Source organism: Amycolatopsis sp. NPDC114478 (assembly GCF_055633805.1).
In genome coordinates, this window is sequence record NZ_JBVKDO010000003.1 from 329,076 (window position 1) to 341,426 (window position 12,351).

Annotated in this window: 11 protein-coding genes and 1 tRNA gene; 6 read left to right on the forward strand and 6 right to left on the reverse strand. The window is 70.5% G+C overall.

What is annotated here, in order from left to right:
* Positions 1–53 precede the first annotated feature (53 nt).
* The 3 genes from ACZ7OH_RS10475 to lon all read left to right on the forward strand — a co-directional run bounded on the left by ACZ7OH_RS10475 (position 54) and on the right by lon (position 4,256).
* The gene (locus ACZ7OH_RS10475) at positions 54–908 is read left to right on the forward strand and encodes an SAM-dependent methyltransferase (RefSeq protein ID WP_470280560.1); all 855 of its coding nucleotides are present in this window, start codon (positions 54–56) and stop codon (positions 906–908) included.
* Positions 905–1,753: an SAM-dependent methyltransferase gene (locus ACZ7OH_RS10480; protein WP_470280561.1), complete on the forward strand. Its 849-nt coding sequence runs from the start codon at positions 905–907 to the stop codon at positions 1,751–1,753. Before ACZ7OH_RS10475 ends, ACZ7OH_RS10480 begins: the two co-directional genes overlap by 4 nt.
* A 100-nt stretch (positions 1,754–1,853) precedes the next feature.
* Complete coding sequence (lon, locus tag ACZ7OH_RS10485; protein ID WP_470280562.1) at positions 1,854–4,256, forward strand: endopeptidase La; 2,403 nt, start codon at positions 1,854–1,856, stop codon at positions 4,254–4,256.
* 67 nt (positions 4,257–4,323) lie between these two features.
* Here the strand turns inward: lon and ACZ7OH_RS10490 are convergent, their stop codons facing one another.
* Together ACZ7OH_RS10490 and ACZ7OH_RS10495 are read right to left on the reverse strand one after the other, a co-directional pair.
* Complete coding sequence (locus ACZ7OH_RS10490; protein WP_470280563.1) at positions 4,324–5,118, reverse strand: class I SAM-dependent methyltransferase; 795 nt, start codon at positions 5,116–5,118, stop codon at positions 4,324–4,326.
* Between the two features lie 221 nt (positions 5,119–5,339).
* A tRNA-Tyr gene (locus ACZ7OH_RS10495) sits at positions 5,340–5,422 on the reverse strand.
* Between the two features lie 129 nt (positions 5,423–5,551).
* Here ACZ7OH_RS10495 and ACZ7OH_RS10500 point away from each other — a divergent pair.
* Positions 5,552–6,043: a YajQ family cyclic di-GMP-binding protein gene (locus ACZ7OH_RS10500; protein WP_400864504.1), complete on the forward strand. Its 492-nt coding sequence runs from the start codon at positions 5,552–5,554 to the stop codon at positions 6,041–6,043.
* Positions 6,044–6,079: 36 nt separating this feature from the next.
* Here the strand turns inward: ACZ7OH_RS10500 and ACZ7OH_RS10505 are convergent, their stop codons facing one another.
* Positions 6,080–6,739, reverse strand: a complete 660-nt coding sequence (locus ACZ7OH_RS10505) for a hypothetical protein (RefSeq protein ID WP_470280564.1) — start codon at positions 6,737–6,739, stop codon at positions 6,080–6,082.
* Between the two features lie 147 nt (positions 6,740–6,886).
* Between ACZ7OH_RS10505 and ACZ7OH_RS10510 the strand changes: the two genes are divergently transcribed.
* Together ACZ7OH_RS10510 and rfbA are read left to right on the forward strand one after the other, a co-directional pair.
* Entirely contained in the window at positions 6,887–8,023 is a 1,137-nt protein-coding gene (locus tag ACZ7OH_RS10510; protein ID WP_470280565.1) for a sialidase family protein, read from the forward strand.
* Between the two features lie 53 nt (positions 8,024–8,076).
* Positions 8,077–8,958 (forward strand): glucose-1-phosphate thymidylyltransferase RfbA, encoded by an 882-nt coding sequence (gene rfbA, locus ACZ7OH_RS10515; RefSeq protein WP_470280566.1) that lies wholly within the window; start codon positions 8,077–8,079, stop codon positions 8,956–8,958.
* Here the strand turns inward: rfbA and ACZ7OH_RS10520 are convergent.
* From ACZ7OH_RS10520 to htpX, 3 genes are read right to left on the reverse strand one after another with little or no spacing between them, the layout of a single operon-like run.
* Positions 8,955–10,265, reverse strand: coding sequence for an NtaA/DmoA family FMN-dependent monooxygenase (locus ACZ7OH_RS10520; protein WP_470280567.1), 1,311 nt, complete (start codon positions 10,263–10,265; stop codon positions 8,955–8,957). The genes rfbA and ACZ7OH_RS10520 overlap by 4 nt on opposite strands.
* Position 10,266: 1 nt before the next feature.
* Positions 10,267–11,361: an LLM class flavin-dependent oxidoreductase gene (locus ACZ7OH_RS10525; protein WP_470280568.1), complete on the reverse strand. Its 1,095-nt coding sequence runs from the start codon at positions 11,359–11,361 to the stop codon at positions 10,267–10,269.
* Between the two features lie 53 nt (positions 11,362–11,414).
* Positions 11,415–12,266 carry a zinc metalloprotease HtpX gene (gene htpX / locus ACZ7OH_RS10530; protein ID WP_470280569.1) on the reverse strand — a complete coding sequence of 284 codons (852 nt, stop codon included), beginning with the start codon at positions 12,264–12,266 and terminating at the stop codon, positions 11,415–11,417.
* Between the last annotated feature and the right edge of the window lie 85 nt (positions 12,267–12,351).

The window sequence follows — 12,351 nt, forward strand, 5'->3', positions numbered from 1 at the left end:
CCGGGTGGCCGGTCCTTATAGGCTGGTCCCGCGAGCAGCGAGGGGAGCCGGAAGTGACCGACCAGCGCGATTCGGCGCCGAGAGCACCCGAAGGCGTCGACACCGAGAAGCCGTCCGCGGCCCGGATCTACGACTGGTACCTGGGCGGTACGCAGAACTGGGCCGTGGACCGCGAGTTCGGCAGGCGCATGGAGCAGCAGTGGCCGCTCGTGCGCCCCGGCTCGAAGCAGAACCGCGAGTTCATGAACCGCGCGGTCCGGGCGGCGCTGCGGGCCGGCATCCGCCAGTTCATCGACCTCGGCTCCGGCGTCCCGACCGCGGGCAACGTCCACGAGGTCGTCGAGGCGGAGCTGCCCGAGGACCACGACGCGAAGGTGGTGTACGTCGACTACGAGCCGGTCGCGGTCGCCCACGCGACGCTGATCCTCGAAGAGGAGGTGGCGACGGACTGGGCGGGCATCGTCCAGGCCGACATGCGCGACGCGAAGGCCGTGCTGCGCGCGGAAGAGACGAAGCGGCTCATCGACTTCTCGCAGCCGGTCTGCCTGATGATGATGGCGGTCCTGCACTTCGTCGGGCCCGACGACGACCCCGTGGGCATCCTGAAGGCGTACCGGGACAAGCTCGCGCCGGGCAGCTGGCTGGCGATCTCGCAGATGAGCGAGGGCGACGGCACGGGCAAGGCGCTGGAGGGGCTGCGCTGGTTCGTCGAGCAGTACCGCAAGACGAGCAACCCGGTGTGGTTGCGCGACCGCGACGAGATCGAGCCCCTCTTCGGCGACTGGGAGCTGATGGAACCGGGCATCGTGCACCTGCCGGACTGGCGGCCGGACCGGAAGCTGAACGCCTTGGAGGCCGAGGCGCGGCCGTTCGCTTGGTGCGGCATCGGGGTCAAGCCGGGCGGATGAGCGAAGGAGCGCCGATCGCCCCAGCCGGGGTGGACACCGACAAGCCGTCCGCGGCGCGCGTCTACGACTGGTACCTCGGCGGCGACCAGCACTGGGCGGTCGACCGCGAGTTCGGCCGGCGCGTGGAGAAGGTGTGGCCGCTGATCCGGCCGATCTCGCGGCAGAACCGCGCGTTCATGAACCGGGTGGTCTCGGCGGCGGTGGACGCGGGCGTCCGCCAGTTCGTCGACCTCGGCTCCGGCGTGCCGACCGCGGGCAACGTGCACGAGATCGTCCGCGACCGGCTGCCCGCCGGCGAGCGCGCGTCGGTCGTCTACGTCGACTACGAGCCGGTGGCAGCCGCGCACTCGCGGCTGATCCTGGAACGCGAAGGCGCGACGGACTGGGCCGGCCTGGTCGAGCGGGACATCCGACAGCCGGCGGCGATCTTCGCCGACCCGGTGACGGCGTCGCTCATCGACTGGTCGCGCCCGGCGTGCCTGCTGATGATCACGGTGATGCACTTCATCGGGCCGTCCGACGACCCCGAGGGGCTGATGGCGGCCTACCGCGAGAAGCTCGCGCCGGGCAGCTGGCTGGCGTTGACGCACGGCACGTGCCGCGACGACGCGTCGCCGGAGCGCGCCGCGGAAGTGAAGCGGTTCATCGACGCCTACCGCGACACGTCGAACCCGGCGTGGCTGCGCTCGGCCGACGAGCTGCTCCCGTGGTTCGGCGGCTGGCCGCTGCTTCCGCCGGGGATGACATCGTTGCCGGACTGGCGCCCGGAGGAGCCGCCGACGCCGATCGACGCGGAGACGCGGCCCTTCGCCTGGTGCGCCGTCGCTCGCCGCCCGTTGCTCTGACCTGCGGTTTCCCTGATCGCTGTGGGCGAACGCACCATCGGAAACAAACACACCCATCGGAGAGTTGAGCTAGGCAGACTCAACTACACGAGGAGTGCACATGTCCGACACCCGCCTCCTGCCCGTGCTCCCGCTCGATGACGACGTCGTGCTGCCGGGCATGGTCGTCCCGCTCGACCTGACCGACACCGAGACCCGGGCAGCGGTGGAGTCCGCCCAGGCCAACACCCCCAGCCAGGCGTCGTTCCCGGGTATCCGGTCGACCGGCGCCACTAAGGCCGAGGTCCTGATCGTGCCCCGCGTCCACGGTGAGTACGCCGAGTACGGCACCGTCGCGACCGTCGAGCGCATCGGCCGCGTGCCCGGTGGCAAGGCCGCCGTCCTGCTGCGCGGCACGTCCCGCGCGCTCGTCGGCCGGATCGCCGACGGCCCCGGTGCCGCCCGCTGGGTGCACGCCGAAGACGCCCCCGAGACCACGAACGACCAGACCGCCAAGCTCGCGGCCGAGTACAAGGCCGTCGTCATCTCGATCCTCCAGCAGCGCGGCGGCTGGCAGCTGATCGACGCCGTCCAGCAGGTCGAGGACGCTTCCGCGATCGCCGACCTGTCCGGCAACGCGCCGTACCTGTCCACCGACCAGAAGCTCGAGCTGCTCGGCGCCCTGGACGTCACCGTCCGCCTGGAGAAGGCGCTCGAGTGGAGCAAGGAGCACCTGGCCGAGCTCGAGGTGACCGACACGATCCGCAAGGACGTCGCCGAAGGCATGGAGAAGCAGCAGAAGGAGTTCCTGCTGCGCCGCCAGCTCGAGGCGATCCGCAAGGAGCTCGGCGAGCTCGACGGCACCGCGCAGGACGACGACTACCGCGCCCGCGTCGAAGGGGCCGAGCTGCCCGACGCCGTCAAGAAGGCCGCGCTGGCCGAGGTGGACAAGCTGGACCGCACGTCCGAGCAGTCCCCCGAGGGCGGTTGGATCCGCACGTGGCTGGACACGGTCCTGGAGCTGCCCTGGAACGAGCGCACCGAGGACATCTACGACATCGCGGCCGCGCGGGCCGTCTTGGACGCCGACCACGCCGGTCTCGACGACGTCAAGGAACGCATCATCGAGTACTTGGCCGTCCGGAAGCGCCGCGCGGAATCGGGTCTCGGCCCGGTCGGTGGCCGGCGTTCCGGTGCCGTGCTCGCCCTCGCGGGCCCTCCCGGGGTCGGCAAGACGTCGCTGGGTGAGTCCGTCGCGAAGGCCATGGGCCGCAAGTTCGTCCGGGTCGCGCTGGGCGGCATCCGCGACGAGGCGGAGATCCGCGGTCACCGCCGCACCTACGTCGGCGCGCTGCCCGGCCGGATCGTCCGCGCAATCAAGGAAGCCGGTTCGATGAACCCGGTCGTGCTGCTCGACGAGATCGACAAGGTCGGCGCCGACTACCGCGGCGACCCGACGGCGGCGCTGCTCGAAGTGCTGGACCCGGAGCAGAACCACACGTTCCGCGACCACTACCTCGAGGTCGAGCTGGACCTGTCCGACGTCGTGTTCCTGGCGACGGCCAACGCGCTGGAGACCATCCCCGGCCCGCTGCTGGACCGCATGGAGCTCGTCACGCTGGACGGCTACACCGAGCACGAGAAGGTCACCATCGCCCGCGACCACCTGCTCCCCCGCGAGCTGGAGCGCGCCGGGCTGGGCACTTCGGACGTGGTGTTGACGGATGCGGCGTTCAGCCGGATCGCCGCCGAGTACACCCGCGAGGCGGGCGTGCGCGACGCGAACCGGACGATCGCCAAGGTGCTGCGCAAGATCGCGACCAAGGTGGCGCTGGACCAGGTGTCCTTGCCGCTCACGGTGGACGCTGCGGACCTTTCCGACTACCTGGGCCGCCCGCGGCACATCCCGGAGTCGTCGCTGCCGGCGTCGACGCAGCGCACGGCGACCCCGGGCGTGGCGACCGGCCTGGCGGTGACCGGCGCGGGTGGTGACGTCCTCTACATCGAGGCGTCGCTGGCCGACGAGGAGTCCGGCGCGTCCGGGCTGCAGCTCACCGGCCAGCTCGGCGACGTGATGAAGGAGTCGGTGCAGATCGCGCTGTCCTACCTGCGCTCGCACGGCGCGGAGCTGGAGCTGCCGGTCGGCGACCTACGCAAGCGCGGCATCCACGTCCACGTGCCGGCGGGCGCGGTCCCGAAGGACGGGCCGTCGGCGGGCGTGACGATGACGACGGCGCTGGCGTCGCTACTCTCGGGCCGCGTGGTCCGCGCGGACGTCGCGATGACGGGCGAGGTGTCCCTGACCGGACGCGTCCTCCCGATCGGCGGCGTGAAGCAGAAGCTGCTGGCGGCGCACCGCGCGGGGATGAAGACGGTGATCATCCCGCAGCGCAACGAGCCGGACCTCGACGACGTCCCGGCCGAGGTGCTGTCCCAGCTGGACGTCCACGCGGTGGCGAACGTCCGCGAGGTCCTCGACCTCGCCCTGACGCCGGCTTCGACGCCGGTTTCCCAGGCGGCGTAACCCCGAACGCCGCCACCTGAGAACGGCCGGTTTCCCCCACCCCAGGGAAACCGGCCGTTTCTCGCGTCTAGACCCGCCGCGCGGCGATCAGGTACCCGGTGCCGAGCAGGCCGGCCAGCCCGCGGGCGGTCTTCGTGTCCCGCCGGACGAGCCGGTCGAGCGGCGGCACCAGCGCCGTGACGTCGTAGTAGAGCGTGTCCTCCGGCTGCAGCCCGGCGCGCCACAGCTCGTGGCGCAGCCGCCGCGGCGCGTACGCCTGGATCCCGGTGTGGCGCGCGCCGTGGTGCCGCGGGAAGCGCAGGGCCTCTTCGATCCCGCCGAGCACGCGGCGCGCCGGCCAGTACAGGCCCCACTCGACCAGCCGGTACGGGCTGTGCGGGTTGAGCATCGTGACGACGGCGAGGCCGCCGGGGCGGACCACGCGGGCGATTTCGCGCAGCGCCAGCGTGACATCGACGTATTCGAGCACGCCCATCGCGAGCGCGACGTCGAATCCGCCGTCGGCGAACGGCATTTCTTCGATATCACCGACGGAAAAACTCGCTTCTTCCCCGGTGTTCCGCCGCGCGGCGTCGACCATCGCGGCGGACCGGTCGCAACCGGTCACGGAAAATTCCCGCGGCCGGCTTTCCAGAAGATGACGGACCATCATCCCCGGCCCGCAGCCGACGTCGAGGAGCGTGCCGCCCGGGTGGTCGGCGAGCACCTGGTCGACGGCGTGGATCCGGGATCGGTGGAACCGGGCGGTAGGGCCCCGGCCGGCGTACGCCTCGGCGTAGTCGGCCACGAGCTCGGCATCGGCGTACTGGGCCCGCACGAGCTGGTCGCGCGTCGGGTGGTCGAGCGTCCCGGGAACCGGCATGCGTACCTCCACTGGTCTGGGTTCGGCACCTGCGGGGTCGGGCCGGCCGCGAAAGCCGTTACCGTTTTCCAGTGATTTCCGGAAATGGGTTCCAAAGGACGAATGAATCTTCCATCGCACCGGCGAGGAATTGCCGCCGAATCGCGGGTTGAGTAAAGGCGAGGTCATGGCTTGCAAAAACGGCCCCGCGACCTGATGGTCGCGAGGCCGTTTCGGCTGGGTGGCGGGTGAGGGATTCGAACCCCCGTAGGCGTAAGCCAACTGGTTTACAGCCAGTCCCCTTTGGCCACTCGGGTAACCCGCCATGGCCGGTCGCACCGGCCGGGGAGAAGCTTACCGAACGGGTTCGAGCGGGGGTCAACCGGGATGCCCGTCCCCCGGTGGGGGCTAGGCTGGGTGGCCCCTGACAAGCGAGTACGAGGTGTGAGGACACGTGGCGGATCCCTCTTTCGACGTCGTGAGCAAGGTCGACCGCCAGGAGGTGGACAACGCGCTCAACCAGGCAAGCAAGGAGCTCGGCACGCGCTTCGACTTCCGCGGCACGGGCACGACGATCAACTGGTCCGGCGAGGAGGCGATCGCGATCGAGTCCGAGACGGAGGAGCGCGCGCTGGCCGCGGTCGAGGTGTTCAAGGAGAAGCTGATCAAGCGCAGCATCTCGTTGAAGGCGTTCGAAGCGGACGAGCCGGCGCTGTCGGGCAAGATCTACAAGATCTCGGGCAAGATCCTGCAGGGCATCGCATCGGACAAGGCGAAGCAGATCGCGAAGTTCATCCGCGACGAGGGCCCGAAGGGTGTGCAGGCCCAGATCCAGGGCGACCAGCTGCGGGTGTCGGGCAAGAAGAAGGACCAGCTGCAGGACGTGATCGCATTGCTGAAGGGCAAGGACTTCGAGATCGCGCTGCAGTTCACCAACTACCGGTGACGCCGCCGCGGGCACCCGGTCGTCCCGGGTGCCCGCTCAGGACGGGGTGATCGTCCAGCTGGCCTCATACCCCTCGACCAGCAGATAAGCCGGCCCCACGACGTCCACCGTCTTCGAAAGATCGCCGATCTCGTTCACCAGCAGGTCGCGGACCTTCTCCGAGTGCACCCAAACGGCCACGTTCCCCCCCGTCTTGGCCGTGAAAGCCACCGTCCGGACACCCTCCGGCACCCGGAACACCGCGTCACCCTTGCCCGACGCCGTCGCTCCCGAAGCCGCCACCGGCAAGCTGCGGTAGTCCGCGATCGTCGCCGTCCAGGGGGCGTTCGCGTGGACCGTCACCTTTGTTGTCGGGCGGTCCGGTTCCGTGTTCAGCCACGTTGTGCCCTTGTACTTGCCGATCGCGTTGACCAGGCCGTACTCGCCGCCGTCGGTGTCCACCATCACGTTCGACGAGCACTTCGGGCAGTCGAACGTGAAGAAGCCCAGCTGGTCCGCCGGCCACGTCGTCGCGAACTCGCCCTCGCCCTTGCCCGTGTGCGTCTCCGTCGGCACGTCCTTCAGCACCGGTGCCGCCGATGTGGTGGGAGGCGCCGAAGCCGAAGAAGTCACGATCGTGCCGAACCCCGTCGCCGGCGCGCACCCGGCCAGCAGGACCAAGACCAGAACCAGAAGACCGGACCACCGCAGCTTCATCGTTTCCCCCTCGCAGCCACTCCACGTTACCGGTCACCCGAAAGCGCACAGCAAACCCCTCGAACGCGCGAATGGGCCGTGTGACTGTCCACGAAGGACCCGATCCCCGTGCTCTAATCGCGCCGTCACCGCGTGGAGAGGGTCAGGATGCGCCGCTTGCTCGCCTTCGTGCTGTCACTCACCGTGATCGGCGCGACACTGACGCCCGCGAGCGCCGCCGAGCGCAAGCTGCTCCTGCCCGGCCTCGGCTCCTACGCGCGGCTCGTCCGGCTCGACTACTCGATCTTCGGCCGCGGGCACATCGTCGCCGCGCTGACCAGCGAAGACGCCGGTGGCAAGTTCACGCCGGTCATGGAGAGCACCGACGAGGGCGACACGTTCCACCAGATCGGCGCCATCCACGACCCCGACGGCCGGTACGGCATGTGCTGCGGCACCCTCTACGAACTGCCCCAGCGGGTCGGCCGGCTCCGCGCGGGCACGCTGCTCTGGGGCGCCTCCTACCGGCAGGACGCCGGGCCGCAGCGCCGCGTCGGCATCAAGGTCTGGGCCAGCCCGGACGGCGGCCGCTCGTGGCGGTTCCTGTCCGAGGCCGCGCGGTCGCACAACATCGACGGCATCTGGGAGCCGGAGTTCACCGTCGACGCCGGCGGCACGCTCTGGCTCCACTTCGCCGACGAGACGCAGGCCCCGAAGTACGGGCAGGTCCTCAACCGCGTCGCCTCGACCGACGGCGTGACGTGGGGCACCAAGCAGCTCACCCTGGCCATCCCGCCGGACCGGGTCCGGCCGGGCATGCCGATCATCCGCCGGCTGCCCGACGGCCGCTTCTACTTCGCCTACGAGATCTGCAACTTCCGCGACCGCTACTGCGACCCGTACTTCAAGATCTCCCCCGACGGCGCCAACTGGGGCAGCCCGGCCGACCCCGGCACCCGCGTGAACACCGCGAACGGCAACTACTTCCAGCACGCGCAGACGATCACGCTCTTCCCCGGCGGCCCGAACGGCGTGCGGATCGTCATGGTCGGGCAGATCTACACCAACGCCGAGGGTCGGCCGCAGCCCGGGAACGGCCAGGTCCTGCTGGCGAACGACAACTTCGGCGACGGCAACTGGTACGAACTGCCCGCACCCGTCCACATCAACGGCATCTACAACAACTTCTGCCCCAACTACTCCTCGACGCTGCTGCCGGTCGACGACGGCCGGAACGTGCTGGAGATCGCCACCGAGTACAACTCCGGCTGCAAGGCCTACTTCGGCAAGGGACCGGCCTTCTAGCGCCGGCCGCGGCCCGTAGGGTGGGGCCGACGCCGGATCCGAGGAGGCAGTTCATGAAGGGCATCGTGCTGGCCGGAGGCAGCGGGACGCGCCTGCACCCGATCACCCAGGCGGTGTCGAAGCAGCTGCTGCCGGTCTACGACAAACCGATGGTCTACTACCCGATCTCGGTGCTGATGCTGGCCGGGATCCGCGAGATCCTCATCATCTCCACCCCCGCCGACCTGCCGATGTTCCGCAAGCTGCTCGGCAACGGCGACCAGTTCGGCGTCTCGTTCTCCTACGCCGAGCAGCCCAGCCCGAACGGCCTCGCCGAGGCTTTCGTGATCGGCGCGGACTTCATCGGCGACGACGACGTGGCGCTCGTGCTCGGCGACAACATCTTCTACGGCCAGGGCTTCTCCGGCCGCCTGCAGACCGCCGTGCGCGAACTCGACGGCTGCGTCCTGTTCGGCTACCCGGTGAAGGACCCCGAGCGCTACGGCGTCGGCGAGGTCGACGCGGCGGGCAAGCTGCTGACCATCGAGGAGAAGCCGGCGAAGCCGCGGTCCAACAAGGCGATCACCGGGCTGTACTTCTACGACAACGAGGTCGTCGACATCGCCCGCGCGCTGAAGCCGTCGGCGCGCGGCGAGCTCGAGATCACCGACGTCAACCTGACGTACGTGCGCCAGGACCGGGCGTCGCTGGTCGACCTCGGCCGCGGCTTCGCCTGGCTCGACACCGGCACGCACGACTCGCTGCTCGAAGCCGGCCAGTTCGTCCAAGTACTCGAGCACCGCACCGGCGTGCGCATCGCGTGCCTCGAGGAGATCGCGCTGCGGATGGGCTTCATCGACGCCGACGAGTGCTACGCGCTGGGCGAGAAGCTGGCGAAGTCCGGCTACGGCGACTACGTCAAGGCAGTCGCCGCAGCCGCGGGAGCTTCGGCCTAGAAGAGCTGCTCGCGCAGGGTCGTCCCGGCGTACTCGGTCCGGAACACCCCGCGTTCCTGCAGGAGCGGCACGACCTTTTCGACGAACTCGTCGAGCCCGGTCGGCGTCAGGTGCGGCACCAGGACGAACCCGTCGGCCGCGTCGGACTGGACGTACTCGTCGATCGTCGAAGCGACGGTCGCGGGCGTGCCGACGAACTGCTGGCGCGCGGTGGCCTCGATCACCAGCTCGCGGATCGAGAGCTTCTTCTCCTCCGCGATCGCCCGCCACTTGCGCGCGAGCGCGATCTGGTCCTTCTCGTGGCGCACGCGGCCCCAGGTCAGCGGCTCGGCGTCGGGGTCGGGGTCGATCTCCGGCAGCGGGCCGTCGACGTCGTAGTCCGACAGGTCGCGGCTCCACACCTGCTCGAGGAACTGGATCGCGGTGGCGGGACGGACCTGCTGGAGCCGGATCTCACGCGCGTGCTCCTCGGCTTCGGCGTCGGTGTCGCCGAGGACGAACGTCGCCGCCGGCATGATCAGCAGCTCGCCGTACTCGCGGCCGTACGCGGCCAGGCGCCGCTTGACGTCGTGGAAGAACGCCTGGCCGTCTTCGAGGCTGCCGTGGCGGCTGAAGATGACGTCCGCGGCCTTCGCGGCGAACTCGCGGCCTTCGTCGGAGTCGCCGGCCTGGATGACGATCGGCTGGCCCTGCGGGGTCCGCGGCAGCGTGAACTGCCCGTGGATGTCGAACTGCGGTCCACTGTGGACGAACTTGCCGGGGTCGCGGGCGAAGACGCCGTTCTCCTTGTCCCCCACCAGGGTCCCGGGCTGCCAGCTGTCCCACAGCTCGCGCACGGTGGTCAGGAACTCCTCGGCGCGCGCGTACCGGTCCTCGCGCTTGAGGAAGCCGCCGCGGCGGAAGTTCTGCCCGGTGAAGGCGTCCGGCGACGTCACGACGTTCCACGCCGCGCGCCCGCCGGAGAGGTGGTCGATGCTCGCGACCTGGCGGGCGACCTCGTAGGGCTCGTTGAACGTCGAGGACAGCGTCCCGGCCAGGCCGAGGTGCGTCGTGACGGCGGAGAGCGCGGCCAGCACGGTGGTCGTGTTGGGCCGGCCGACGACGTCGGAGTCGAGGATCTTGCCGGCGTGCTCGCGCAGGCGCAGGCCCTCGGCGAGGAAGAGGAAGTCGAACTTGCCGCGCTCGGCGGTGCGGGCGAGGTGCTCGAAGGACGCGAAGTCGATCTGGCTGCCCGACGCCGGGTCGCTCCACACCGTCGTGTTGTTGACGCCGGGGAAGTGCGCGGCGAGCTTGATCTGCTTGGTCATCTCAGGCTCCCGGGGTGACGGCGTAGGCGTTGACGGCCCGGCCGAGGCCGAGGTGGTCGCGCAGGGTCTCGCCGCGGTAGCCGTCCCGGAACGCGCCGGCCGCGCGCAGCGCCGGGACGACCTCGCCGGCGAGCAGGTCGAGGTCGTCGGGCAGGACGGCGGGCCGCAGGTGGAAGCCGGCGACGCCGGTCTCGGCGGCCCAGCGGGGCAGCTCGGCGGCCAGCTGCGCGGGCGTGCCGACGAACGAGAGGCCCGCGGGTTCGAACGGCGTCAGCGCGTCCAGCTCGTGCTGCCGGTCGCGGGCGCCCTGCTCGGTCTCGGCGAGCACGATCGACACCGTGGCCAGGACCTTCGCGCCGGGGAACCGGGCGGCCGCGGCGCGCACGGCTTCGAGGTGGTCCGCGCGGGTGATCACCACGTCGGCGCCGACGGCGTGTGGCGAATCGCCGTAGACGGCGGTCACCGGGTGGCCCTGCGGCGGCCGCGGCGTGATCGACGGGCCCTTCACGCTGAAGAAGCGGCCTTCGAAGTCGACGTAATGCAGCTTCTCCCGGTCGATGAAGCGGCCGGTGGCGGCGTCGCGGATGATCGCGCCGTCCTCCCAGCTGTCCCAGAGCCGGGCGCTGACGTCGAGGACCTCGGCGGTCTCGGCCTCGCCGTCGGCCGGCGACGGGGCCGGGCGGCGGCCGAAGTGCGCGGCCTCCACGTCGGTCAGCGACGGCACCGCGAGGACGCCCGCGCGGCCGCGGCTCGCGTAGTCGAGGGTCGCGACCGACGTCGAGACGTGGAACGGCTCGGTGTGGGTGGTGGTGACCGTCGGGACCAGGCCGATCCGGCTGGTCGCCGGCGCGAGGGCGGACAGCGTGAGCAGCGCGTCGAGACGCCCGCGCACGACCTCCTCGCCGCCGGGCTGCAGCGCCAGGGAGTCGTCGAGGGTCACGAAGTCGAGCGAAGCGGCTTCGGCGAGCTTCGCGTACTTGAGGTAGTGACCGGAGGTGAACAGCGCGGCGGGCTCGACCGCGGAGACACGCCACGCGGCCGGGTGGTACCCGGCCCCGTCGATGGCGACGCCCAGGTGCAGCTGTGCGGAAACCATGCCTACGCCAACTCCGCTGGTCAGATCGGGATTCCCGCTCCCACCAGCTGGGATCAGAACTGGCGGCGGGCCATTTCCTCCAGCCGCGCGACGCGGTCGGCGATCGGCGGGTGCGTCGAGAACAGCTTGCTCAGGCCCTCGCCGGGCCGGAACGGGTTGGCGATCATCAGGTGCGACTGCGACACCAGCTGCGGCTCGGCGACCAGGGGACGCGCCCGCGTCCCGGCCTCCAGCTTCCGCAGCGCCGAGGCCAGGCCCAGCGGGTCGCCGGTGAGCTCGGCGCCGGACGCGTCGGCCTGGTATTCCCGCGACCGGCTGACCCCCATCCGGATGACGGCGGCCGCGATCGGGCCGACGAAGACCAGCATCAGGCTGACCAGCGGGCTGCCGTCGCGGTTGTTGCCGCCGAAGAACAGCGCGATGTTCGCGAGGACGCTGATCACGCTGGCCAGGGCGCCGGCGACGCACGAGATGAGGATGTCGCGGTTGTAGACGTGGGACAGCTCGTGGCCGAGCACGGCCCGCAGCTCGCGCTCGTCGAGCAGGTCGAGGATGCCGGTGGTGCAGCAGACGGCCGCGTGCCGCGGGTTGCGGCCGGTCGCGAACGCGTTCGGCGCGACGGTCGGGCTCAGGTAGAGCTGCGGCATCGGCTGGCGGGCGACCTGCGCGAGCTCGCGCACGATCCGGTACATCGCGGGCTGCTCGACCTCGGACACCGGCCGCGCCCGCATCGCGCGCAGCGCCAGCCGGTCGGAGTTGAAGTAGGCGTACGCGTTCATCCCCAGGGCGATGACCAGGCCGATGACCAGCGCACCGCGGCCGAACAGGCCGCTGATCGCGATGATGATCGCCGACATCAGGCCGAGCAGCATCGCCGTCTTCAACCCGTTCTGGTGCCCGTGCACGCGCGCTCGCCTCCGTCCGCTCTGGAAGTGGGTTACCCAGTGGAAACAACGCGATCGGGGGACGCGAAGTTCCTTCACGTGATGA